Source organism: Pullulanibacillus pueri (genome assembly GCF_014639255.1).
Classification (GTDB): domain Bacteria; phylum Bacillota; class Bacilli; order Bacillales; family Sporolactobacillaceae; genus Pullulanibacillus; species Pullulanibacillus pueri.
In genome coordinates this window covers 1-25,620 of record NZ_BMFV01000023.1, presented here as the reverse complement: position 1 = coordinate 25,620, position 25,620 = coordinate 1, and the positions used below count along the sequence as shown (strand labels likewise).

Genomic DNA, 25,620 nt, shown 5'->3' with positions numbered 1-25,620 from the left:
AATAATAGTATGATTAATATAAATCCTTATATACACTTGACTTAATACGTATTATTCTTTATAGTATGGAATCAAGGTCGGACATCCAACAACATGTTTAAATAGTCTTTATTTTGTAAGCGTTATTGCTTTTTAAAATATTTTTAACCATAAGTCAGACATCTTATTCTCTATAACTTTCTTCTTTTTGAAAGGGGTGCACACATGACAACTTATGCAAAATTAATTGATCACACATTGTTAAAGGCTGATGCTACCAAAGAACAGATTGTTCAAGTATGTAAAGAAGCCTCCCAATATGGCTTTGCTTCGGTCTGCATCAATCCTATCTGGGTAAAAACAGCTGCCGAATTACTAAAGGAATCTGATGTTCTCGTCTGTACTGTCATTGGCTTCCCATTGGGCGCAACAACATCAGCCACTAAAGCCTTTGAAACAAAAGAAGCTATACAAAATGGTGCTAACGAAGTAGATATGGTCATCAATATCGGGGCATTAAAAGCCCGGGATCTAGACAGGGTCAAAGAAGATATTCAGGCCGTTGTCACCGCTGCAAGTGGCCAAGCCCTCGTAAAAGTGATCATCGAGACCTGTCTTTTAACAGATGAAGACATTGTCCTCGCCTCAAAACTAGCCGTTGAAGCTGGGGCTGACTATGTCAAAACCTCGACAGGGTTCTCGACAGGTGGGGCAACGGTTGAAGCTGTGAAACTCATGAGGAAAACGGTGGGTCCAGATATAGGTGTGAAGGCCTCTGGAGGCGTTCGTTCCCAAGAGGATTTACTCGCAATGGTTGAAGCTGGGGCTAGTCGGATTGGGGCAAGCTCAGGTGTTCAGATTATCCAAGGTCTTCAATCTGACAGTCAATACTAAAGGCCTTCAAAAATTTATAGAGGAGCAAGAGATTCGAAAACCTAGCTTTCGGCAAGCCTTAATGACGAAAGCTAAGTTGCTCTATTAGTCTTCCGCAACGTGATAAAAATCTCTGACTTCCTCTATCTTTTACCCTTGTGTTGTAAGCGTTTGTAAGTATAATGCCACATAAATAGGAGAAGATAGTTTTATGAAATATTTAATATTCATTCTCGGACTTATTGTCGTTTTCGGTCTCGCCTTTATTGCGAGTAACAATCGAAAAAAAATTAAATATCGCCCCATTATAGTAATGATCATCCTTCAAGTGATTCTCGCCTTTCTATTACTGAATACCGGTGTAGGTGGCGCCCTTATTAAAGGGATTTCTGATGTTTTCGCTAAGTTATTGGATTACTCAGCTGAAGGCGTTGACTTTGTTTTCGGAGGGATTGCAAACAAAGGACAGGCACCGTTTTTCCTTACCGTCCTGCTTCCTATCGTTTTCATCTCCGTAATCATCGGGATATTGCAATACCTTAAGATTCTCCCTCTTATCATTAAATGGATCGGATGGGTCTTAAGTAAAGTCAGCGGTCTAGGAAAAATAGAGTCCTACAACGCGGTTGCCGCAGCCATGATCGGTCAATCAGAAGTCTTTATTTCTGTGAAAAAGCAGCTCGGTCATTTACCTAAAAACCGTTTGTATACCCTTTGTGCTTCAGCGATGTCGACGGTGTCCATGTCCATTGTTGGTTCTTATATGACGATGCTCGAACCTAAATATGTCGTTACGGCTATTGTTTTAAACTTATTCGGAGGTTTTATCATCTCCTCGATTATTAATCCTTACACTGTTAGTCCTGAAGAGGATATTCTTGACATTAATGGCGAAGAAGAAAGCGAAAAGCAATCCTTCTTTGAAATGCTTGGCGAATATATCATGGATGGATTTAAAGTCGCAATTGTTGTCGGCGCCATGCTCATTGGGTTTGTTGCCTTAATGGCCGCGATCAATAATATTGTGGATATGATTTTCGGTATCTCTTTCCAAGACATTTTGGGCTACATCTTCTCACCAGTTGCCTTTATCATGGGGATTCCTTGGGATGAATCTGTCAAAGCCGGAAGTATTATGGCGACTAAAATGGTCACGAATGAATTTGTTGCCATGCTCGACTTCTCTAAGATTACGGATCAATTCTCTGCACGCGCAGTCGGGATTGTCTCTGTCTTCCTCGTGTCCTTTGCTAACTTCTCCTCAATCGGAATCATTGCCGGAGCCGTTAAAGGCTTGAACGAGAAGCAAGGCAATACTGTGGCGCGCTTCGGTCTAAAACTTCTTTATGGCGCAACCTTGGTCAGTGTTTTATCAGGTACCATTGTTGGATTGATTTTATAAGAGTGAATACGTGAAAAATGTCACCCTATATCGGGTGGCATTTTTTCGCTTTATATTACTAAGCCTGCTCTCCTGCTGCTTCTGCCTGCACCTTCGTTTTCAAAACCCCGATAGGAAAAGCAAACAACGCCACTGTCGCCATACACGTTATTCCACCTGCCACGACGAGAATCCACATTACTGAAACACGTGTGGAAATGAACGTTAAACATAAACTTGCCATTAAACCTGAGCCTGCCTGCAAAGACGTTACGATTCCGATCACCCTTCCGAGCACTTCATGTGAATTGACGAGCATGAAATAAGTGGGAGCGGTGATATTTTGAAAGGACTGGACCAATCCTAATAAAAAGAGAGCCACAACCACCATCCAATAGTGGGAAGCAATGCCGAGCACAAGAGTGGAAAGCCCCATGATAAGAAAATTAAATAAGAACATTATGCCGTAGCCAAAACGAGCCACGATGCGTTTAATCAGCGCGCTACAAAATAATCCACCCATTATGCCACCAAGCATTTCCACAGCATAGGCAAATCCAAATTCAAAGGTATTCGCATGCAAGCGACTGACCAAAATCAGACTCAAAAAGGCCCCAATCGGAAGGGTTGTCGCCCCAATAATGGCAACCCCCCACGAGAGACGAGCAGTCAACCGATCATGATGAAGTGCTTGCCAGCCTTCTACCCATTCCTTTATCGAAGAGCGCTTGGCCTTTGACGTCTTGCTTTCCTCTGTTTTTACAGGCAGATGAATGCCCACTATACATAAAAGATCAAGAAAAAACGTACACGCATTGGCGACCGCAACACCCAACGGATGGATAATGATGAACAAAGCTGCCCCAAAAAAACGCCCGCCGAGTTTCAATGAACTTTGAATCGCGTGCAACATACCGATAATCTTTGAACGCTTCTCTGGTGATATAATCCGTGACGTTAGAGACAGACCCGCAACAGAATTCACCGTAGCGAACATCTCAAGCAGAAAAATGATCACAAGCAATTGTGGAATTGATTTAAAGGACCACATTAATCCCAAACAAAGAATAGCTTGAGCTAATCTAGCCATAATCATCACTTTTTTAGGTGAGCTTCGATCGGTAAATACACCGATCAATGTCGCGAACACGCTCGGAATCGTTAAAAGGAGTGTCGCCAGCGATAAATAGAAGGCTGCCTCCTTGACCTGAGAAAGATAGTACATTACCGCCGTACTAAAAAGACTATCTCCAGCTATCGAAAGTAGACCACCGGTAATCAATAGATTTTGGTTGTTTTTTTCCTTGTTCATGCCTCAATCCCCCTGTCTTTTTCACCCATTACCACCTCGCTCACAACACCTTTAAGAGAGCTAACGTCTAATCGTGTTATCTCTCGTAGCGTAACACGCTCACTACTCTATCGGGATTTAACATATGTTATGGAAATTAACATTTAAAAGTAGTAAGCTTAAGATAAATCAAGAAAATGGGGAGAGTTGATCGATGTCTTTTGGAAAAAAATTACGTGAATTACGTCTCGAACGTGGCCTATCACAAGCTGATTTAAGCGGTCCCGGTGTCTCAAGATCCCTTGTTAGTCAGCTCGAACGTGAACAAATTCGACCGACGCCACAAGCCATACAAACCCTCTCTGAAAAGTTAGGTGTCAGCTATGATTTTCTTCGTGATGCTGTTGTTCCGATAGAAAATACCTGTCAAGTGTTACTCAAACATGCATGGAAAGCCATAGAAAAAGGTGATATGGCGGATAGCTATGAGTTGTCTGATCAGGCCGTGAGTGTGGCGATGAGCATAGGAGATCGCGAATTAATCAGTCACGCACAGCTCATCCGTGGCTGGGCCTTGATGTTGAAAGGCGAACCGGCAAAGGCACTAAAGGATATCGCACAGGCTGAGAGTCACTTTATTAAACCGCAGTCCATCCCCTCTTTCCGTGTTTTACAATCGATGGCCATGTCCGCGTTTTACAACGATTATTACGGCCTTGCAGAATCGTACTTTGAAGCAATTCTGAATAGAGTGCCCCCACGCAGTCTTGAGAGTGCCAATGCCTACATGTACTTAGGGGTAGTTCGACAAGCACGTTATGGAAATGCCGCAGGGATTGAGGAATTTTCCAAAGCTGAAGCATTAGCGGCCTCCTTAGGGGAAAGGCATATCGAGGCCTGGGGACTCGTGGGACAAATCACAGCTGCGATTAAACAAAATCTCTCATCCCCTACTGAAAAATGGTCGCGGTTAAAAAGTCTCTTAAATGATAAAGATCGCCCAATATCTGAAATACATATCGACTTACTCATTGCCTATGAACAACGTCAACGCGGTGATTATAAAACATCTATTGACACCCTCCTTAAATTTCAAGCCTCCAGTTCGGAAAAGAATCAAGTGAACCTCCTTGATACCGCCTATGAATTAGCACGAAACTATGTCGCAATAGGGGACTATGATTCAGCTCAGGCTATCATTAATAGAGGACTAGAGGATGTGCCTTCTACCCGTCGTTCGTATATTGATATTCACCTTTGGATGGTACAAGCGCGGCTCTTTTTTTACAAAGGACAAACAACAACGGCCATTCACACTTTAAAACCCTTAGTACCACTTGCTCATATGATGTCCCTTGATCGGTTCGAATCCAAGATCTCTAAGTGGCTGAAAGAATGGGAGTAACCTCAAAGGACCTACCTATCAATGTGTATACCGCTTTCCTCTCTGCCATCATTGTCGAGGAAAGCCCTTCTTTATCTTTGGACAACAATTCATTAAATACTCTTAACCTTTTCTACATCAATTTATTGTACAATAAAAAGAAAGCGCTTAAATGAATCGGAGGAGTGTAGACATGGGGAAGTTCTCAAAACAAGAGACAAGTTGGATTTTCTATGATTGGGCGAACTCTGCTTATTCTATTATCATCACAACCGCTGTTTTTCCGATTTTTTATAAAGCAGCTGCTACCAAAGCGGGTGTGAGCGCAGCAAATTCAACGGCCTATCTCGGGTATACGATTGCAATAGCGACCTTTATCTTGGCCATGTTGGGACCTATTTTAGGGACCATTGCCGATTATCAAGGCTTTAAGAAACGCTTTTTCAGCTTCTTTTTTGCCATTGGCGTTGGTTTCACTGCCTGTCTTGCCTTTGTCCCCGATGATCAATGGTTTTTACTTTTAGTGTTTTACACTCTTGCCACGGTTGGATCTGCCGGCGCCAATGTTTTCTACGATGCCTTTATTGTCGATGTCACAACAGAGGAGCGGATGAATCGCGTCTCTGCCCGAGGGTTTAGCATGGGTTACATCGGGAGCGCTATTCCCTTTCTAATCAGCATTGCTATTATTGTGTTAGCCCAAAGTCATATTCTTCCTCTTTCCACTGCATTCGCCAGCAAGCTTGCTTTTATCATTACCGCATTATGGTGGGGACTCTTCACCATCTCCTTATTTAAACATGTTAAACAGCGCTTTTACATCGAGCGCCAGCCTCATCCGGTTAGAAGTAGCTTTAAACGTCTCGGACACACCTTAAAAGCAATCAAGAGCTACCGTGCATTATTTTTATTTTTATTGGCTTATTTTTTCTATATTGATGGTGTCGGTACTGTGATTTCCATGTCTACAGCATACGGGACAGACCTAGGGATTCGTTCAACCCATCTATTGATTATTTTATTTGTCACCCAAGTTGTCGCCGCCCCTTTTGCCCTTATTTATGGCAGACTCGCTGAGACATTCACTGCAAAGAAGATGTTGTATGTTGGGATCTGTATTTATATCCTTGTGTGTATTTATGCTTATTTCTTAAAATCAACCTTAGACTTCTGGATTTTAGCCATGCTCGTGGCCACCTCACAAGGGGGAATCCAAGCCTTAAGTCGCTCTTATTTTGCTAAACTCATCCCTAAAAACAAAGCGAACGAGTTCTTTGGTTTTTATAATATCTTTGGTAAATTTGCCTCCATTATGGGCCCGCTTCTCGTTGGAGTCACCGCTCAGTTAACCGGTCGCTCAAATATGGGAGTCTTCAGTCTGATCCTTTTATTTATTATTGGTATCATTATTCTTAAGGGCGTCCCTCAGCCTGAACCTGCCTCTCACTATGATAAAGATCTTAATGTTGGGGGATAGGAAAAATTAGAAGTTCTTCCAAAAAGTTTTACATTCTGACGTTATAAAACAACACGTGCCCTATTCATTGAGGCACGTGTTGTTAAAAATGGGACTTATCGTTTTTATAATGTATCGCAGACTAGGCTAGGGCAGTGTCTGCCCTCTTCACCTTACGTACTCTTTCCTTCTTAATTTGCTTGCTTCGCAGTTGACCACAAGCGGCATCAATATCTGTACCATGTTCCAGGCGAACGCCACAATTAATGCCTTGGCCTTTCAATGTTTCATAGAAAGCTTGTATCGCTTCTTGCTCACTACGCTCGTATTGAATATGCTCATTAACAGGATTATAAGGAATAAGGTTGACATAAGCAAGATGGCGAATAGAACCGAGTAATTTCGCTAGCTGCAACGCCTCTTCTTTATGATCGTTAACATCCTTTAATAAAATATATTCAAACGTAATGCGACGGTTGGTCTTTTTTAAATAATAATCGACGGCCTGCATCAATTTTTCTAATGGGAAGGCACGGTTGATTTTCATAATCTGTGTTCTAAGCTCGTCGTTAGGAGCATGCAGGGAAATCGCTAAATTCACCTGAAGATTCTCATCAGCAAATTCATAAATCTTATGAGCAAGGCCACTGGTAGAGACCGTAATATGTCTAGCACCAATGGACAGACCCTTTTGGTCATTAACCACGCGCAAGAACGTCATCATGTTCGTGAAGTTATCAAAAGGCTCTCCAATCCCCATGATGACAATATGACTGACACGTTCACCTTGACCCACTTCATCAAGATGCTTTTGTACATTCATAATTTGCTCGACGATTTCTGCACCTGTGAGATCGCGATTTTTCCGGAGTATCCCACTGGCGCAAAAGGTACAGCCAATATTGCAGCCAACCTGAGTCGTTACACACACAGATAGCCCATAATGATGGCGCATCAAAACCGTTTCTATAAGATTACCATCCTGCAGTTTAAATAAAAATTTGATCGTCCCGTCTTTAGATTCCTGCTTAACAGCTTCTGTCAAAGTATGAATAGAGAAATGCGCCTCTAATAATTGTCGACAATCCTTATTGATATTGACCATATCCGAGAAATTTATGACACGTTTTTTATATAACCAGTCCCATACTTGAGTCGCACGGAACTTTTTCTGTCCATGTTCAACGAGCCAAGCGGTTAATTGTTCTATTGTTAATCCAAAAATGGAAGGTTTCGTCATCATTTATAGCCTTCTTTCTAGGAGCATGCTAGCCCTACTCTATACTACTGAAAGATGCCCAATCTATCAAGGTGTTTCTTCTGGAAAAAGGCCCTTAAGGTGTCTCCCCCATTACGTGATCTGGATCAACAAGGCCTGCAAACTGCCATGTCGCTCCTTTATCCTTAGACGTAAATTTCCCAAGAACATTACCACCTTGGAAATCGCCATTAGGTCCTTGATTTACAAGAAGTGTGCCTTTACCCTCTTTAAAAGTGGGCATTTCCGCTACTGTAAATATACCGTTATACTTTGCTGGAATTGGCACCTGCACTTCTGTCCAATCTTTACCGCCATTGGTTGTCCGATAAAAAATAGGATGTGCTGGAGTGCCCCTTGAACCAAAGGACATAAAGCCTCGTTGATCATCGATGAACCCACCATCTGTTGCAAGATAATCGACAGGTGGCCCTCCAATTTTACGCCATGTCTTCCCACCGTCATGTGTTTTTAAGACCACGTGACCCTCAACAGTCATTGTGCGGTCTCCAGTTAAAATGAGATAGCCATTATCTTTGGAAGTAAAACCAAGAAGACGCAGGCGTATACCCTGAATGGGGCTTTGGATAGGATAGTTATGCCAAGTTCCACCCTTATCGGTCGACACAAGGAGGGTTAAGTCCGTTCCACTGCCGACAACGAAGGCGGTTCGCTCAGGTGTCAGGACATAACTCCCCTCAATAAGGGTATCCTTCGGGCCACTGTAATCGCCTTTAAATAAATCATCAACGGCTACAGGGGCAATGATCCAGTGCTCACCATAGTCATATGTGAGCTCCAGCTTCCCTTGATCAATCATGTAACTGGTTTTCTCTTGGGTCCCATGAGCCCCTGTTACGTATTGGGTGTTATTGTCTTCAGAGCTTGTCCCTGGCTCCTTATTTGCGGCCGCCGGCTTAATATGCTCAAGGGCATACTGACCTTTACCCGTTTTGACTATGTCTAAAGTCCAACGCATATTTTCAATCAATCCATCCGCCCGGATTTTCCCCCAAGAGCGATGAGTTGTCCAGTTCTTATTGGCAACTTTGGTGTTAAACGTAATATCGATAGAGAATTTTTGCAGATCGCCTTGATAGGATTGAAACTTCAAATAGCGCGGATCAATTTTTTTCAGAGGATTCTTTGTCTCCTTATATGGATCCATGTAGTGAGACCATAAAACATAGGCAATATTCTCAGGACTTTTAAGATTCTTATCTACTTTAACCTCAATTGGCAAAGGTTTATTAATGTCCTCTTTGTAAACCTTCCCATAATATACCGTCAAACTGGCGACCACGATCAGCCCTACAATAACCACAATAAAAAAAAGAGTAAGGAAGACTCGACTTTTCTTAGCACCGAACATTGAATAAACTCCCCATCTATGCATAAGAGCGTTTTCTTTAATACTAACACGTTCAAATGCGATGAGACATTAAAACATCTTATCCTCCTAGACCTTTGGACTCGTGCGTCTTTTTGTTAGACCCTAAAATCACCAAAAGGCACTTGGTATCATAAACCCTTTTAACAGCAGACAACTTGGCTAATCCATATACGACAAAGGAAGACTGAAACTAAAGCGTTCCCTAGTCTCAGTCTTCTCATTATTAATCAAGATAAGTATTCACTTTGAAGTTAAGTCCTCCCGATCAATCACTTCAGGGGGCTGCTCCATCCATCCTTTTTCAATCATAATATTGGCGCCATCCTCCACGTAAAGCGAAACATCTAACATACACTTGCCATAAAGACTACCGATATCTCTTCTACCATTAAGTGAGGCACCGTTGGCATAAGATCTTATTTTCATTGAAAACATATCAATTTTATGGAAGGTCATGAGTTTATCTGAAAAAGGTGACGTGGTCGATTTCGTGACTAAATGATCTAACAGTGGCGGTGAAGGTAAATGAGCTTCACTCAGTTTTTGTGATAATTTCTCTATATGTTTTCGATTAATATTTTCTCCACGCTCTAAAAATTTCTTTACCTTTTCATCCTTTGCCACTTGCATAAAGCCATTAATCAATGCCTTGCTCGTAATATCATTGTTCAGATTGTCAAAAAGATGAGCAACTTCAAGGCCGTGAAGCGGTCGCACGTCTCCTATAAACCCATTTAAAAAATCTTGCTTTTGCACAAAATGAACACCTTTAGGTGGAGGCATAGGAGGAGGCGTATTTAAAGTTCCTTTTGACTTTAAGAGGTCATGAACATCACTGAGTAACTTCACAGTACCATCAAGCGCCTCAGCAAAGAATTGCCTCACATCTTTTCTTGTCACCAAAGGAATGGCGGCACTATATATACTCATCCCTGCCTTTGCTAAGTACTGCATATAATGAAGGTAAAATTCATCGTAAAATAATCTTGGGGCCTCTAAATTAACGTCTTCCTCAGTCAACCCAATAGGGGTTGGGAAATTTTTCTTTTGAAAAAGATCTTCCATCTTTTTTATATATTTTTCACTTAATCCCATGGCATAGTCTAAGACCTTTTTAATATCGGAATCATCAACATGCTTGAGGAAATAACTTATCACACATTTACCTAAGGTGTTGCCAACATAGGTGGCCCAAAGTTTACCCATTTCTGCCGCGCTTAAAAAATCATTATAATTTACTTCTTTATTTGAATGATTCGCTTTAATCTCTCATCACTCCTTTAGCTTTTTATTCCTTTGAATTCCAAAGGTGACTTGAGGTCCCATAATTAGAGAGGAACCATCTATGCTTGAGTGTCTGAATAAATATGTAGAAGTTTCTTTTTAAAAAATAGGACCAATAAGAATGTCTATTGGCCTGCCTGTTTAAAATTATAAATAATACAATGACCAATAAACTGAATAAATATTTCCGCACACACTTTCCCCCTCAGTATTATCAATCAAGAATTTTATTGCATTTTTTATTATGCCCTATAGAGATATTTAATATGTATTAGGAAACTTGGCTTATCGCTAAGCCGTAAGGCGATAAGACTAAGTTGCACTTATAAGGACTTCCACTAAGTTACAAATTCTGACGTTACAAGCAAAAACCTACGGCCTTAAGAAAAAGGAGGACTTTCTTGTTGTCGGCGCCGCGCTATAAAAAGCCGTTTTGTAAAGAAAACAAGACTACTCAGTCCCAATTTTAGTAACGAAAACACTAACACTAAGCTGACCATTACCAATAAATAATAGCGACAGGCGTCCACCAACATCAGCATCATGTCATTCCCTTTGCCCCCCAGTAATAAGGTTGCCACTGCATTCACGATCACAAAACTGATCGACACTGCCAGTAATCCACTCCTTGCCCCCCTAATATCCTCTTTACTTAAAGCAATATGTGAAGAAATACTCATCCCAAGGAAAAGGAAGCACCAAAAGGACAAGGAAAAAAGATGTTGAAGTGTGAAAAGCGCCTTTACCATTACTCCAATAGCAGGGAGGGTTATACTAAAAAAATGCGCATGATCAGGCACGTTATTTTGAAAAACTTGGGAAATCGGAACAAAGCCCTCCGGAACTAAAATGTGCATCAAAAGCACTATTACCATCACACCCCCAACGATGGGCGCAATTCCAATGAATAAGTTTCCAGCGCTTTGATAAAAACTTCTTTTATTATAGGCATGGGAAACATAACCCAATGTGCCATCAGAGCTCCTCAATTGAAGAAGCTTGATTTCAATAATTTTATGCCCAAAAATAAGGCACATCACCGCATGATTGAGTTCGTGCACCGGGGTTCCTATCCAAGCAGTCACAAGGACACCCTTTCTTCCGAATGTCGCGATCAGTTGTCGGTTCGCCACCCTTTCTATCATCCCCAATACAAGTCCGAAAAACACCAATATCCCTATCAGCGAACCGATCTCTATTAGACTTTGCACAATGGAGTATAAAATTAAATGTAACACCAGTCCCATTTTAACGTTCCCCTCATCCTACTAATGACTCTTAAACCACCTCAGCTTAAAACTCAGTATGTCCAAGAAAGCGCGAACACTAACACGCTTATATTAAAGGCCAGCAAAAAGACGTAATCCCTGTTTCGATATTGAAAAAGTCTTTTTCTGAAAGGCAGTGTCACAGTAAGCCCGTTTGGGACAGAAAAAAGGTCAATTTACTTTCCATAGCCCTCTTCTAGAATATTGGCCTGACGGAAGGCCCTCCCCTTCTCAACGTAATGATTCGCTCCTGCAACCATTCTTGAGAGATGAGCATCGGTTAAGTTTCGTCGCTTTTTGGCGGGGACACCGGCAGCTAGCGTTCCGGCTTCAATGACCGTCCCTTCAGTGACTAAAGCCCCCGCTGCAACAAGAGCCCCTTTTTTAACAACAGCACCATTAAGAATCGTTGCCCCCATCCCAATCAGAGCGCCCTCTTCAATGGTGCAGCCATGTAAAGTCACATTATGACCTACTGTTACATTTTCACCAACAGTTACTGGAAATCCAGCATCAACATGGACAATGGTACCATCTTGAATATTTGAGCCCTTGCCAATATTAATAGCATCATTGTCCCCACGCATGACGGCATTGAACCAAACGGTCACGTCCTCTCCCAATGTCACATCTCCTATGATTTGGGCTCCGGGAGCAATATAGACGCTATGATGAACAACAGGTGTTTTACCTTGAAAATCATACTTCATGGATGACACTCTCCTTTATCGTTTTACAACTCCAATAATCGGGTTTTATACTTATTTATAACACTAATCAATAAGATTTTAATACAGACGTTTGAGAAAACCTGACTTAACGCCTAGCCTTAATGCGGTCAGCCAAAAGGACGCTTATATGGTCTTTCGCAAAGTTAGACATTCTGAGGTTATCAAGAAAAATTTTCAAAAAGTGTTGAGGGGGATTTTAATGACCAAGCTTCTATTACTACTTGTGGCATTCTTTTTTGCTTTGTCTCTAGGCTCATTTACGACTGTCCATCACGTGGCCTCAGCCGCGGCCGGTGGTGGATCTGCTGGAAGTGGTGGTGGCGGTAGCGGAGGAAGTGGTACTCGAGGAGGAAGAGGCGGAAGTCCAGGGTATGTAAATACTCCTAGTCATCAGCAAAGTAGTAGCAAGACCTCCTTTATTACACTCTTACTCTTCGCCGGTGTTTTTGTGGGTATAGCAAAGGCGACAGGCAACCTGCGCCCACTCGGACTGTCCAGCCGCGTTCAACACAAGCCTAAAGGATTAGATCCAGAAGTCGATGCCTTTTGGCGTGATAAAAAGTTACGGAGCCGTATTGATACCTGCTATATCAAAATCCAAAAAGCGTGGTCAAAACAAGATCCAGACCTCGCTGCCGCTTATATGTCTGAAGGATTACTTCAAGAACATAAAGCCCTTATTGCAAAAATGAAAGAAGATAAGGAACGAAATGTTGTCGCTTTAGTGAATGTCGTACAGGTCAAATCCATTTATGCCTCGCCGGATCGTCAAGAAATGAGAGTATCGATCACCAGTCGAATGATCGATTACATTATAAATACTGAAACTAAGAAACTCATGAGTGGACGCAAATTTCAAAAAGGAACTTTAGAAGAGCGCTGGTGGTTCGTCAAACGTCATGGCGAATGGGTGGTTGACCAAATCTTTGGTTAATAATGATTAACTCAAAGCAGCGTTACCCTATTGTCACTCTTTAGCTAGTGCTCGCCCCGTTTGCCTCCCTGAAAAGAGGCAGCCGCCAAGAAAAGTCCCCTCTAGCGATCGATAACCGTGGACACCACCGCCACCAAAACCAGCGGCTTCGCCTGCTGCATATAAACCCGTAATAGATTGCCCTAGTGTATCGAGGACTCGCCCTGATAGATCCGTCTGAAGACCTCCAAGTGTTTTTCGACTCACAATGTTTAGGCGCACAGCAATCAAGGGGCCGTTTTTAGGATCAAGGATTTTATGAGGGGAAGCCACTCTGATGAGACGATCGCCTTTATAGTGACGGGCTACGCGCAAGGCAGCCACTTGTAAATCTTTAGTAAAAGGATTCTCCATTTCTCGATCCCTGGCTTCGATTTGCTGTTTTATCTTGTGTAGGTCAAGCCTCTTTTCCCCAGTCAGTGCATTCATTCTTGAAACGAGCTCTGTTAAAGTATCGGCAACAACAAAATCCTCCCCCTTATCCATAAAAGCTCGAACCGGTGCCGGTGCGCCCGATCGCGCTCGGGAAAGCACCCCCCTAATACTTTTCCCCGTTAAATCAGGATTTTGTTCCGAACCTGAGAGGGCAAATTCCTTCGCAATGATTTTTTGGGTGAGGATGAACCAAGAATAATCATAGCCAGTATCCATGATGGCTTTAAGTGTCCCTAAAGTATCAAACCCTGGGAAATTCGGCGTTCGGAAACGGTTGCCATTGGCATCAAACCATAGAGACGAGGGCCCCGGAAGAATACGGATCCCATGCATAGGCCAAATCGGATGCCAATTCTTAATACCTTCCGTATAATGCCACATCCGATCGCGGTTGACGATACGCGCACCCGCCTTTTCAGAGATGGCCAACATGCGTCCATCCACATGATCAGGGACTCCAGAAATCATGTGTTTGGGGGCCGTCCCCAGCCACTTTGGCCAATTTTCTCTTATGAGAGCATGATTGCCACCAATACCGCCACTTGTGACCATAACCGCTTGAGCATTAAACTCAAAATCTGCAATCCTCTCCCGATTGCTCTTTTCACCACGCTGTGCGTCACTCGGAGCCAAGACCGTCCCATGAACGCCCATCACTGCAGCGTCTGAAGTAATTAATCCATCCACGCGATGCCTTGGACGATAATCAACAAGTCCTTTTTTCATCGCCTCTCGCACGCGAACTTCAAAAGGTTTTACAACCCCCGGACCCGTTCCCCACACAATATGAAAACGCGGGACCGAGTTCCCGTGACCATCGGCAAGATAGCCGCCGCGCTCGGCCCAACCGACAACTGGAAAAAAGCGAATGCCCAAGCTTCGAAGCCACGCCCGTTTCTCCCCAGCCGCAAATTCAACATAGGCTTCCGCCCACTTTTTGCCCCAATAGTCCTCATCTTCTTCACGATCAAACCCTGCCGTGCCTAGCCAATCCTGCCATGCCAAGTCACGGGAATCCTTGATCCCCAACCGCCGTTGTTCTGGGGAATCCACAAGAAACAATCCGCCAAAGGACCACCAAGCTTGACCCCCGAGTGAAGCCTCGGGCTCTTGATCTAAGAGAAGAACCCTCTTTCCGCCTGCCACTAGCTCAGTAGTAGCAACTAATCCCGCCAGTCCTGCCCCAACAACAATCACATCATAATCCACTGTTATCCCCTCACCTTCACGACATGAGTGACTATTCATTCATTTGAAAGATATACCTATAACTTTATTCACTAATTGTCGGTAAAATTCCTTTTGTATGTCCACGTTTTTGTTCAATATAAGAATGTAAAAGGTTCATGTTATCAGCGGCGGTGTAGATATTCGCTTCAGAACGCTCGCCCGTTCCCGAAGGAGCTCGAGCGTCTTCCACTCCAATCCACTTGGTGCTAAGGGTGCATTTTGGCAAAAATATTTTTATGCCTGACTGGATGAGGACCGGCCCTCTTTTGCCCGTGTTTTCTTGTTTTAAAAGACCCTCTTGTTGCCCTATCCTCTTCTTTTATTGCCGTGTCTCCTGATACGGGCCTTTTCATGATAGACCATTAATTATTAATCTGGTCAGCCACCCATTTTCCATCACTTTTAATAAAGGTCCATTTCTCTTCTGAGCTTTCCCTTCGTGCTAGAGACCTTAGTGGTTTACTAGTGACAGCGTCAGAGTGATAAACACTCTTCCGACCTACAATAGAGACACACATTTCTTGTCGATCAGGTGTAACATATAATGCCTTAACCCTAATAACACGGTCTCTTAAATAGATTGGCTGTTGTGTCTCTTCAGGATGCTGTTTAACAAGCGCTTGATTCACTTTAAGCAAGCGTTCGGACATATAATCGGCTGCATACTCTGGGTTCGCTTGAGATAACGCCTTATGTATATTGAGATAGCACCTATCAATGCGCTTTCGCAGACGTTTGTCCTTCCAAAATTTTCGTTCTTCAGGACTTAACCCATTAGAATCACTCTCCACACGTTTAGAGAACAGGGTTTCCTTTATAAATAAGATAAGGAATATTGCTGCCGCTATACAAATAATGGTCACCTGCACGTGCGTATCTTTTGCAGTAAGTGGCTGATCATCCGTACCACTCCCAGGGCCTGGTATCCCCCCACTCCCTACCGCCAGAGCCATACGACACTCAAAAGATATCCATATTACAAAAAAAGTAAAGACAAGTGTCAATAAACGCATTCCTTTTTTCATGACTAAACCTCCATGAATCCGGCTTAATTATTCAGACCTTAACTACCCGTGCATTTAAAAATTCACATCATTAGTTATTGTTTTTTTATCTCATCTCTATATTACCATTTTTCTGGGATTTATTGAAAGCATCCTCACTTTACAAACGGCTTAAAGAGCCTTACATTCATTAATAAAAGGAGTTTTTTATGCAAGCCTCAGACTCTATTAAAATTATTCCCATGCAGCAAAAACACATTGTTGACATTAATAAAACGAATGAGCCCTTTACTGTTTTTGGACGACTTGTTCCTTGTTTACATCATGACATATGGTCTTATGAAGAAGAACTTTTTGATACACCCCACGATATACAATTTCCGGATGATCACTTAAACTGGGAGTCCTATATTAATCAAGAAGACAAAGTGATCTTCATGGCCTATCTTGGCAAAGCCTGTATTGGTCAAATCCGCTTAGTGAAGCAATGGAACAAATATGCCTATATTGAAAATATCGCTGTGTGTCAGTCTCATCGCAAAAGCGGCGTTGGTCGGCAGCTCTTTAATAAAGCTGAGGAGTGGGCAAAAAAGAAGCAGTTGCTCGGACTCTCACTAGAAGCTCAGGATGATAATCTAGCAGCCTGCCGTTTTTATATCAAAAATGGCATGGTGTTAGGCGGTGTCGATACAATGACTCACGCCTTTAATAAAAATATCGATAAAGCCCTCTATTGGTATAAGACTTTTTAGCAATGGAGATAAAAAACTACCATTCAGACATTCTAAATGGTAGTTTTTGTATTTCGGAATATTAAATTTAAATTAAGCAAGTGACCCCATTGGATCCCAAGGTTTGAGTTCGATAGGTTCTTGCTCTAATGCTGCTTTCAGATCATCAGAAAGGTATTTTTTATTCACAACCACTTGATAGGTATATTCGTCCATCCATTTATCACTCATGACGAAGTAGCCTTTCTTCCCGGCCTTTTCACCCCAGCTATTTTCAACCTTCCAGCGGGTAGGTTTGCCTTCGACCAAGTTAACGCCTGTTAGAACCATCGCATGTGTCATAATACTGCTTTTATAATCAAGTCTTTCCGCTTTTGTCATTTGGAAAGGGAAGCCAAAGGCCTCTTCATATTGATAGAGGTCTGTATCCATAATCCCGTACTGACTATTGGAGTATTTGCCTACGTCACAACCAAACCAGACACTTTCGTTGTCCTTAATCTGGTTAATGGCCACTTGTTTTAAGGTCTCCATATCGACATTGAGATATTTAATTGGCTTTCCGCCGACGACATTCCCAAGAAATTGAACGGTATAGGTTTTGCCATACGGTTTATCTTTTGTTGGCGCATTAATAATGCTGACATAGTCATCAAGATTAAGACCAACATATTTTTGATAGAATGCCTGCGGTGTAATCCCTTGCTCTCTATGAAACTCGCCATCTTCATCTCTGAACTCAAAATCAAAGGCCGTTGGTGGCTCACCTAAAGAAAGGCTAAGAATTTTGTAAATATCGGCAAGCATATCTTCTTTTACATTTTGGATTTCTTCCTGAGAACGTCCTTGGCTATGTAAGCTTCTGAGCTTCAAGGCATCTTCTCTCAGCGTCGTATTCAGGATAGCGTTAAGTCTTCCTGATCTTTCACTTTGGAAGGTTTCTGGCATGACTTGTTTTGGCACGACGCCGTATTTTTGAACGAGAGAAACGAGCATATCCCACTGACCGCCATCTTGCTGAGGGGTCGAAAGCAGATGAGAAACTAAACGTCCCTCTAGAGGTTCACTTGCTGTTTCAATAATGCTTTCCAAAAAGAAATTAGACTTCTCAAATTTATCCCAGAAGTTAGTGTGGTTTTGGGATAATTCGAAATCTTTAAGATTGAAAAGATCCGTAAGATGATGGTTGAACGTATTAAGCGCAGCGAACATCCAACATCGACCGCTTTGTTTCTGATTGGTCACTTTACCTGTTTTAATTTCTTCAGAAAAAACTTGATTCATCGCGACAATGGCTGCATTATTTTCCGTTGCAGCATCAATACCATTTTTCATAATGGCATTCTTAATTGTTTGATTTAACCCCTGTGCTCGGTTATTATCCGAGAAGCGCTTCACCATTTCTGGAGAAATTCCATTCATTTTTGCTGATAATTCATTTGCCATCTGTTTCTCCTCCTATTCATCCTATAGTTTTATTTTATCCTTATTTGCAAATAAACACAAAGGTTCTGAATTATTTTTTCAACTTTACATATCCTAACGAGAGCGAGGCGCCGTGGTGATCTTGACTTTACCTCACACCACTGTTTACGGGGCCTGATCCCCATTTCATTTTTAAACCTTTTTAAAAACAAGGCATTGTCAATACATTTTTGTAAACGTTTTCTTCTATATTTCTGAAAACTGCCCCAATCGATTGCTTCTTTTCCTTCTCGAAATGTTGATTTCCTAAACTCAAAAAAGAGAAGAACCCATGTGCAAAAGCTTGGTTCTTCTCTATAATTATTTTTTCCTATTCTCTTATATACCAACAAAATATATATTATTGGTTCAATGCCGTTTCCAAAGCAACAGTGATCATCTCATTAAAGGTTTTTTGGCGCTCTTCTGAAGTCGTTTCTTCTCCAGTGATAATGTGGTCGCTGACGGTCAATATCGATAAAGCATTAACCCCGTATTTAGCAGCTAATGAATAAAGGGCCGTTGTTTCCATTTCGACAGCTAACACACCATAATCCATAAATTTTTTCACAACAGACGTGTCGTCACGATAGAACATATCTGAGGAAAAAACATTACCGACATGAATCGTAAAATCTTTTGTCTTGCCAATGTCGTAAGCTCTGCGAAGCAAGTCAAAATTAGCAACAGGAGCAAAGTCATAGCCGCCAAAAACATGGCGGTTCATGCTGGAATCGCTACTTGATGCCTGTGCCAAAACAAGATCGCGGACTTTGATCTCCTCCTGCATGGCACCACAGCTTCCGACACGGATAAGGTTTTTTACCCCGTATTCTGAAATCAATTCGTTCACATAAATGCTTATCGACGGAATCCCCATGCCTGTCCCTTGAACGGAAATGCGTTTTCCGTTATAAGTTCCCGTAAACCCAAGCATGCCACGCACTTCGTTATAACAGGTCACATCTTCAAGAAACGTTTCTGCAATATATTTTGCGCGTAATGGATCGCCGGGAAGTAAGATAGACTCTGCAATATCCCCTTTATTTGCTCCTATATGTACACTCATTTGTGACACTCCTTATATCTAAAAATTTCTCTTGTGTCTTCTATCATACCATGAAATGCCATGCGACATACTTGAGAGAAATATAGAGCACAGGATGCTCCCTTTTTTTTGATAGAAATATTGGAAAAACCGGGTAAAAAAAAGCATGCCCGGTCCTCATTCAGCTGGACATTATAATATTTTTTACCAAAATGCTACGTCAATATCGAGCGGATTGGAGCGGAAGACGCGAGACTCTTTCGGGAACAGCAACCAGCGTTACTTCACGAGTGAACTTCGAGTTGTTCCGAGAAAGCTGACGACGAAGTAATACGAGTAGACGCAGGAACAGGTGACTTTTAATCATAAATACTTTGGAACACAAATCATCCATTCCAAAATGAGCTGAGGCCACTAAGGACGATCGGCTAAAACCGTCACGTCCTGTGACAACGCCGACCCTACCCACATCGTGTGGGCATGAGGGAAGCAAGCGCTCTGGAGCGGAGATCTCCACCGGCCTAATGACCGGAAAATTTCTTATAAAAAAACATTTTCCTGTTAAAGCCCTCTACTTTTCCTCTATACTTTTCAATGTAAGCTTTAACAGCTCGTTGAAGAATAACATCCATATTTAACATTGAAAAGGGGAGATAAAATGGATCGTTTAAAAGACAAAGTCGTCATTATCACAGGAGCTGCTGGCGGGCAGGGGTCTCTAGAAGCAAAGGTGTTTGCAGAAGAGGGGGCAAAGGTTGTCTTAACCGATATTTCTGAAGAGGGTCTTAAGCGTGTTGCGGCTGAGGTTGAGGAAAAGGGCGGCGAAGCATTAACCCTCGTGCATGATGTCTCTTCAGATGACGACTGGGCAAAGGTAGTACAACACACCTCGGAGCGTTTTGGAGCAGTCCATGCCTTAATTAATAATGCTGGCATTATTACACGTGAGGGCATTGATGGAACAACATTAGAAATGTGGGAAAAGATCCAGTCCGTGAACTCCCGAGGCATCTTCTTAGGGATCAAGCATACTGCACCAGAAATGAAAAAGGCGGGTGGGGGATCGATCGTCAACATTTCCTCTATCTGGGGCATCGTCGGAAGTGGAGGCTCTGCGGCTTATCATGCTTCTAAAGGGGCCGTCCGCTTACTCTCTAAAACAGCCGCTATTGAGTATGCCAAAGACCATATTCGTGTCAATACCATTCACCCTGGAGTTATCGAAACCCCGATGCTAGCCACCAATAAAAACGTGGACAAGCTTCGTGAACAAACACCATGGCCACGATTAGGAAGGCCAGAGGATATCGTGTACGGTGCACTCTACCTTGCCTCTGACGAATCCACATTTGTCACAGGTACCGAGTTAATCATCGACGGCGGCTATACCGCCCGATAAGCAGCTCTGAGGCGTTTCTCTTCATTTCTCTTTTTCAACCTACTTTCTAAAATGCCCATTGACAATCTCAATGAATACCATTAAGGTAATAGTCAGACAATAATTGAATAACTTTCTTATCCAGAGAGGTGGAGGGACTGGCCCTTTGAAGCCTCAGCAACAGGTTTTTATTTAACACTGTGCTAATTCCAGAAGCGTCAAGCTTGAAGATAAGAAGAGTGGCTATCACGGACATCGAACCTCTTCTTACTTTAAGAAGGGGTTTTTTAGTTTTACTAGATTCATCGTTTTCTAACCTAAATCAGAGAGAGAAGGAATGAAGTATATGTCTAAACCTTTGACACCCGCTCCCTTTAGGGCTGATCATGTTGGGAGCCTTTTACGCCCCGAGCGTTTGCAACAAGCGAGAAAAAATTTCCAAGCGGGGAGCCTAAGTGCAAGCCAGCTTCGTGACGTGGAAACCGCAGAAATTAAACGCATCGTAGATAAACAAATTGAGATTGGACTTGAAGCCGTCACCGATGGTGAATTCAGACGCACCTGGTGGCATCTCGATTTTCTAGAGCATCTTAATGGTATTGAAGGGTATGTCCCGGACAAAGGCCGTCCCTTTAGTGGTGGTGTAGAAACGGAGAGATATAACGTTCGAAATGTAGGTAAAGTTTCCTTCAATCCTGACCATCCCTTTTTAAAGGACTTTATTGAGTTTAATAAGATCGTTGATGGTCGGGCCGTTGCCAAGCAAACGCTTCCCAGTCCAAACCAACTGTTTAGTGCCGGAATCCGTAATGAGTCCCTCTATCCGAATATCAAAGACTATGCGGAGGATGTCATTCAAACGTACCGTGACGCTTTGCGTGCCTTTTATGATGCAGGTGTCCGCTATTTACAACTTGATGATGTCTACATTGCCAATCTCTCTTCGCCGGATCATCCCTATAGCACTGGGGCGTTTTCAAGAGAGGCCTTAATAGACTTAGCCTTATATGTTGTCAATAGTGTCCTTGAAGGCAAACCAGAAGATTTAGTCGTCACAACGCATTTGTGCCGAGGAAACTATCAATCGACTTGGGCCTTTGAGGGGAGCTATGCGCTTATTGCTCCAACACTACTAGCTCAGGAAAAGGTGAATGGCTTTTTCTTAGAATATGATGATGAACGTTCAGGTGACTTTAAACCCTTAGAACACATTCCAGCAGGTGAAGCAAAGGTTGTTCTCGGTCTCGTCACCTCCAAGACAGGGGAGTTAGAAAATAAGAAGGCCCTTATCGCACGCATTAAAGAGGCCTCTCAATATGTGCCCCTTGAGCAATTATGCCTGAGCCCACAGTGTGGCTTTGCTTCCACACATCACGGCAATAAATTAACCGAAGACCAACAATGGGAAAAATTAAAGTTCATTGTGGACATCGCTAACGAAGTTTGGTGACTATACAAAAAATTTTAAAATTTATCTTGACAACTGAACAGAACAAAGATAATCTAATAATCAAGCAATTTGCTTAACAAATTTAATAACTTTCTTATCCAGAGAGGTGGAGGGACTGGCCCTTTGAAGCCTCAGCAACAGGTTTTTTAAAATACTGTGCTAATTCCAGAAGCGTAAAGCTTGAAGATAAGAAGAGATAGATACTGGCAAACCAACCCTCTTCTTATTTTGAGAAGGGGGTTTTTTATATGCGTTGCATCACATAATAAGCGTTTTTTCAGTTGAGACAGGCTATATCAAACAAAAAAATAATGGAAAGAAGGAAAAATCAAATGACAAAAGTATTAACTCAAGCTCCATTTAGAGCCGATCACGTGGGAAGTCTATTAAGACCTGTAAACTTACTAGAAGCGCGACAAGACTTTCAGGAAGGGCGAATCACAAAAGAGCAATTACGTGAGGTCGAAAACAAAGAAATCAAACGCATTGTCGATAAACAAATTGAAATTGGACTCGAAGCCGTCACCGATGGTGAATTCAGACGTCGCTTTTGGCATACCGATTTCTTAGAACATTTAAACGGGATTGAGGGGTATGTCCCTGAACAAGGCTACCTGTTTAGCCAAGGGGAGACAGAGCGCTATAACATCCGCAACACTGGTAAGGTCACCTTTAATCCTGATCATCCTTTTATTAGAGACTTTATTGAATTTAAAGAAATCGTTGGTGACCGTGCAGTCGCCAAGCAAACGATTCCGAGTCCGAACCAACTCTTCCATGTAGGATTGCGAAATAAAGACTTTTATCCGACGGTTGAAGATTATGCAAAAGATGTGATCAAAACCTATCAAGACGCTTTACAAGCCTTTTATGATGTGGGTGTTCGCTACTTACAACTTGACGATGTATTCATTGCAGGGCTCTCGTCTCCAGACCACACAGAGTTTGACGATGGCTATACAAGAGAGCAAGCGATTGACCTCGCCTTAAGAGTGCTTAATGGGGTTCTCGAAGGTAAGCCTGAAGATTTAGCTGTTACTACGCATCTATGTCGTGGAAATTACCGCTCAGATTGGGCTTTTGCCGGAAGCTATGATCTCATCGCCCCCAATTTACTCGCAAAAGAAAAAGTCGATGGCTTCTTCTTAGAATACGATGATGAACGTTCAGGTGACTTTAAACCGTTAGACTATATCCCTAACGGTGGTGCCCGTGTGGTGCTCGGCATTGTCACTTCAAAAACAGGAGAATTAGAAGACAAAGAAGCACTTAAAGCGCGCATTAAAGAAGCTTCTCAATACGTGCCGCTCGAACAGCTCTGCTTAAGCCCGCAATGCGGCTTTGCCTCGACGCACCACGGCAATAAATTAACCGAAGACCAACAATGGGAAAAATTAAAATTGGTCATTGATGTGGCCAAAGAGGTTTGGTAAGAAAACTTGGCTTCAAGTCTTAATCAAAAGTGGACAAAAGATTCTACTCATACATTTTACTTTTAGGAGCTTTTTGAACAATAACATCATTCTTTTGCTTGTTCGGGCGTCGCTTTTGTTCCTCCACTCCATCCTTTTGGTGGTAGGGCGCCTTTATTTGCTGGGATTTTGTTCATATCGTCTTTCTTTTGCTTGTTCGGGCGTCGCTTTTGTTCCTCCACTCCATCCTTTTGATGGTAGGGCGCCTTTATTTGCTGGGATTTTGTTCATATCGTCTTTCTTTTGCCTGTTCGGGCGCCGCTTTCGTTCCTCCACTCCATCCTTTTGATGGTAGGGCGCCTTTATTTGCTGGGATTTTGTTCATATCGTCTTTCTTTTGCTTGTTCGGGCGTCGCTTTTGTTCCTCCACTCCATCCTTTTGATGGTAGGGCGCCTTTATTCAGTGGACGCTCTTTTGTTTAACAGACAGATATTGCTCATTTAAACGAGGACACAGATAACAAAGGCCTGCACAAGCAGGTCTTTATTATGTAAAACATGGGGCTGAAGCTTCGCTAATCACACCTTTCCCAATACCATAAAACATTTGATTAGACCGTTTTCACTTCTCTGTTGTATAGTAAATTCAGAACAAACGGTTTCACATAGAAAAGCAAATGAGGAGGAATCGGAATATGCAGTATCGACGATTAGGGAAAACAGGCTTAAAGGTTAGTGAGATTAGTCTAGGCAGTTGGCTGACATATGGGGGCTATGTGGAAGAACAGAAAGCCGTCGCCTCCATAGATAAAGCCTATGAATTAGGCATTAATTTCTTTGACACTGCCAATGTCTATATGCGCGGGGAAGCAGAAAAAATAGTGGGAAAAGCCTTGAGGAAGTATCCAAGGAGTTCTTATGTTCTCGCCACAAAGGTCTTTGGAAAAATGGGCGACGGCCCAAATGACCAGGGACTCTCTCGTAAGCATATCCTTGAACAATGCGATGCCAGTCTGACTCGGCTTGGGCTGGATTATGTCGATATTTATTACTGCCATCGCTTCCATCAAGAAACGCCTTTAGAAGAGACGCTACGAGCCTTAGACGATCTAGTTCGCCAAGGTAAAATTCTTTATATCGGCGTCAGTGAATGGACCGCTGAACAAATTTCTGAAGCTGTCCATCTTGCTGATAAGAAACTCCTTGATCGCATTGTTGTTAACCAACCGAATTACAGCATGCTGCACCGGAACATTGAAGCAGAAATTATTCCCGTAAGTGAAAAGCATGGCATTGGCCAAGTGGTGTTCTCTCCATTAGCCCAAGGTGTCCTAACAGGAAAATACAAAAAGGGTGAACAAGCCCCAGCGGGTAGCCGAGCTGCACAAAAGGATCTTAATCTCTCACGGCTTCTTACCGATGACAACCTTGATAAAGTTGAACAACTCAAATCAGTCGCTGCTGAAGAGGGACTATCATTAGCTCAGCTCGCCCTCGCCTGGATATTAAGACAAGAAAACGTCGCAAGTACGCTTGTTGGTGCAAGCCGTCCAGAACAGCTTGAAGAAAACGTCAAAGCCTCTGGTATCACATTATCAAAGGAAGCCCTTGATCACATCGAGACAATCCTTTCAGTCTAATCCTTTAGCGGAGGGGCAGTTTGCTTGTCCCTCTGCTAAATCACTAAGTAACTTTCGCAACCCCTCGGGCGAAATGACTAAAAAGAATATCCTCAATGACCTCATTCTGAGAATCATCACACTCGATAATCAAAATAACTTCGGATTGTTGTCCCTTCAATACTTTCTTTTTTTTCTTTAAACATTTTTCTATAAACAGTCTAATGGGGAATCCAACAGCAAAACCAACAGCAGCCCCAATTAATCCCCAATATATAGGCCCCCAAGCCAATTTAAATCCGATACTCGCACCGATGACAGAAAAGGCTGTGCCGAGTACCATTGCGATATCAATGAGTGATGTGCCATCCGATCGATGAATCGTATCAAAGACTTTTCGACTTTCCTGACGATTATCCAATGGCACCGCAAATATCTTCTCTTTAGGAATTCCCTTTTTCTCTAATTTTGTGATCGCTAATTCTAAATAAATACTATTCTCAAAGGTAGAAAATATTGGCTCTATTATATATGTTGGGGTTTGTAGACAATTTACAATGCTGTTTTGGTTAAGTGAA

The 25,620-nt window shown here is 42.5% G+C and carries 22 protein-coding genes and 2 riboswitches; of the genes, 10 read left to right on the top strand and 12 right to left on the bottom strand.

Going from position 1 to position 25,620, the window contains the following annotated elements:
* Positions 1 to 204 precede the first annotated feature (204 nt).
* Positions 205 to 873, top strand: a complete 669-nt coding sequence (gene deoC, locus IEV91_RS14040) for a deoxyribose-phosphate aldolase (protein WP_188498047.1) — start codon at positions 205 to 207, stop codon at positions 871 to 873.
* A 190-nt stretch (positions 874 to 1,063) separates the two neighbouring features.
* Positions 1,064 to 2,254 carry a NupC/NupG family nucleoside CNT transporter gene (locus tag IEV91_RS14035; protein ID WP_188498046.1) on the top strand — a complete coding sequence of 397 codons (1,191 nt, stop codon included), beginning with the start codon at positions 1,064 to 1,066 and terminating at the stop codon, positions 2,252 to 2,254.
* Between the two features lie 58 nt (positions 2,255 to 2,312).
* Here IEV91_RS14035 and IEV91_RS14030 read toward each other — a convergent pair whose 3' ends face one another.
* Entirely contained in the window at positions 2,313 to 3,545 is a 1,233-nt protein-coding gene (locus IEV91_RS14030; protein ID WP_188498045.1) for an MFS transporter, read from the bottom strand.
* A gap of 193 nt (positions 3,546 to 3,738) precedes the next feature.
* Between IEV91_RS14030 and IEV91_RS14025 the strand changes: the two genes are divergently transcribed.
* Together IEV91_RS14025 and IEV91_RS14020 are read left to right on the top strand one after the other, a co-directional pair.
* Positions 3,739 to 4,929 (top strand): helix-turn-helix domain-containing protein, encoded by a 1,191-nt coding sequence (locus IEV91_RS14025; RefSeq protein WP_188498044.1) that lies wholly within the window; start codon positions 3,739 to 3,741, stop codon positions 4,927 to 4,929.
* Positions 4,930 to 5,101: 172 nt separating this feature from the next.
* Positions 5,102 to 6,385, top strand: coding sequence for an MFS transporter (locus IEV91_RS14020; protein ID WP_188498043.1), 1,284 nt, complete (start codon positions 5,102 to 5,104; stop codon positions 6,383 to 6,385).
* Between the two features lie 121 nt (positions 6,386 to 6,506).
* Here the strand turns inward: IEV91_RS14020 and rlmN are convergent, their stop codons facing one another.
* The 5 genes from rlmN to IEV91_RS13995 all read right to left on the bottom strand — a co-directional run bounded on the left by rlmN (position 6,507) and on the right by IEV91_RS13995 (position 12,277).
* A complete protein-coding gene (gene rlmN, locus IEV91_RS14015; protein WP_188498081.1) occupies positions 6,507 to 7,604 on the bottom strand; it encodes a dual-specificity RNA methyltransferase RlmN in 1,098 nt (365 codons plus the stop codon).
* A gap of 94 nt (positions 7,605 to 7,698) precedes the next feature.
* Positions 7,699 to 8,994 carry a WD40/YVTN/BNR-like repeat-containing protein gene (locus IEV91_RS14010; RefSeq protein ID WP_188498042.1) on the bottom strand — a complete coding sequence of 432 codons (1,296 nt, stop codon included), beginning with the start codon at positions 8,992 to 8,994 and terminating at the stop codon, positions 7,699 to 7,701.
* Between the two features lie 261 nt (positions 8,995 to 9,255).
* Positions 9,256 to 10,281, bottom strand: a complete 1,026-nt coding sequence (locus tag IEV91_RS14005) for a DUF3231 family protein (protein ID WP_268236401.1) — start codon at positions 10,279 to 10,281, stop codon at positions 9,256 to 9,258.
* Positions 10,282 to 10,679: 398 nt separating this feature from the next.
* Positions 10,680 to 11,546 carry a hypothetical protein gene (locus IEV91_RS14000; protein ID WP_188498040.1) on the bottom strand — a complete coding sequence of 289 codons (867 nt, stop codon included), beginning with the start codon at positions 11,544 to 11,546 and terminating at the stop codon, positions 10,680 to 10,682.
* A gap of 197 nt (positions 11,547 to 11,743) precedes the next feature.
* On the bottom strand, positions 11,744 to 12,277 hold the full coding sequence (locus tag IEV91_RS13995; protein ID WP_188498039.1) for a gamma carbonic anhydrase family protein: 534 nt from the start codon (positions 12,275 to 12,277) through the stop codon (positions 11,744 to 11,746).
* Between the two features lie 220 nt (positions 12,278 to 12,497).
* On the opposite strand from IEV91_RS13995, the gene IEV91_RS13990 reads away from it, so the two are divergent.
* Positions 12,498 to 13,232, top strand: a complete 735-nt coding sequence (locus IEV91_RS13990; protein WP_188498038.1) for a TIM44-like domain-containing protein — start codon at positions 12,498 to 12,500, stop codon at positions 13,230 to 13,232.
* 33 nt (positions 13,233 to 13,265) lie between these two features.
* Here the strand turns inward: IEV91_RS13990 and IEV91_RS13985 are convergent, their stop codons facing one another.
* The 3 genes from IEV91_RS13985 to IEV91_RS13975 form a co-directional block, all read right to left on the bottom strand.
* Entirely contained in the window at positions 13,266 to 14,915 is a 1,650-nt protein-coding gene (locus IEV91_RS13985; RefSeq protein WP_188498037.1) for an FAD-binding dehydrogenase, read from the bottom strand.
* Between the two features lie 64 nt (positions 14,916 to 14,979).
* A complete protein-coding gene (locus IEV91_RS13980) occupies positions 14,980 to 15,126 on the bottom strand; it encodes a hypothetical protein (protein ID WP_188498036.1) in 147 nt (48 codons plus the stop codon).
* 172 nt (positions 15,127 to 15,298) lie between these two features.
* Complete coding sequence (locus tag IEV91_RS13975; protein WP_188498035.1) at positions 15,299 to 15,961, bottom strand: hypothetical protein; 663 nt, start codon at positions 15,959 to 15,961, stop codon at positions 15,299 to 15,301.
* A gap of 188 nt (positions 15,962 to 16,149) precedes the next feature.
* Between IEV91_RS13975 and IEV91_RS13970 the strand changes: the two genes are divergently transcribed.
* Positions 16,150 to 16,692, top strand: a complete 543-nt coding sequence (locus IEV91_RS13970) for a GNAT family N-acetyltransferase (protein ID WP_188498034.1) — start codon at positions 16,150 to 16,152, stop codon at positions 16,690 to 16,692.
* A gap of 72 nt (positions 16,693 to 16,764) precedes the next feature.
* On the opposite strand, the gene IEV91_RS13965 is transcribed toward IEV91_RS13970, so the two are convergent.
* The gene (locus IEV91_RS13965) at positions 16,765 to 18,117 is read right to left on the bottom strand and encodes a C1 family peptidase (RefSeq protein WP_373284450.1); all 1,353 of its coding nucleotides are present in this window, start codon (positions 18,115 to 18,117) and stop codon (positions 16,765 to 16,767) included.
* Positions 18,118 to 18,496: 379 nt separating this feature from the next.
* Entirely contained in the window at positions 18,497 to 19,204 is a 708-nt protein-coding gene (gene deoD / locus IEV91_RS13960; RefSeq protein WP_188498033.1) for a purine-nucleoside phosphorylase, read from the bottom strand.
* A gap of 637 nt (positions 19,205 to 19,841) precedes the next feature.
* On the opposite strand from deoD, the gene IEV91_RS13955 reads away from it, so the two are divergent.
* The 4 genes from IEV91_RS13955 (at position 19,842) to IEV91_RS13940 (ending at position 25,063) form a co-directional block, all read left to right on the top strand.
* The gene (locus IEV91_RS13955) at positions 19,842 to 20,582 is read left to right on the top strand and encodes an SDR family NAD(P)-dependent oxidoreductase (RefSeq protein WP_188498032.1); all 741 of its coding nucleotides are present in this window, start codon (positions 19,842 to 19,844) and stop codon (positions 20,580 to 20,582) included.
* A gap of 113 nt (positions 20,583 to 20,695) precedes the next feature.
* A riboswitch (SAM riboswitch) is annotated at positions 20,696 to 20,798 on the top strand.
* Positions 20,799 to 20,907: 109 nt separating this feature from the next.
* The gene (locus tag IEV91_RS13950; RefSeq protein WP_188498031.1) at positions 20,908 to 22,011 is read left to right on the top strand and encodes a 5-methyltetrahydropteroyltriglutamate--homocysteine S-methyltransferase; all 1,104 of its coding nucleotides are present in this window, start codon (positions 20,908 to 20,910) and stop codon (positions 22,009 to 22,011) included.
* 91 nt (positions 22,012 to 22,102) lie between these two features.
* A riboswitch (SAM riboswitch) is annotated at positions 22,103 to 22,204 on the top strand.
* Positions 22,205 to 22,343: 139 nt separating this feature from the next.
* Positions 22,344 to 23,444 (top strand): 5-methyltetrahydropteroyltriglutamate--homocysteine S-methyltransferase, encoded by a 1,101-nt coding sequence (locus IEV91_RS13945; protein WP_188498030.1) that lies wholly within the window; start codon positions 22,344 to 22,346, stop codon positions 23,442 to 23,444.
* Between the two features lie 674 nt (positions 23,445 to 24,118).
* On the top strand, positions 24,119 to 25,063 hold the full coding sequence (locus IEV91_RS13940) for an aldo/keto reductase family protein (protein WP_188498029.1): 945 nt from the start codon (positions 24,119 to 24,121) through the stop codon (positions 25,061 to 25,063).
* Between the two features lie 43 nt (positions 25,064 to 25,106).
* On the opposite strand, the gene IEV91_RS13935 is transcribed toward IEV91_RS13940, so the two are convergent.
* A complete protein-coding gene (locus IEV91_RS13935; RefSeq protein ID WP_188498079.1) occupies positions 25,107 to 25,568 on the bottom strand; it encodes a hypothetical protein in 462 nt (153 codons plus the stop codon).
* Between the last annotated feature and the right edge of the window lie 52 nt (positions 25,569 to 25,620).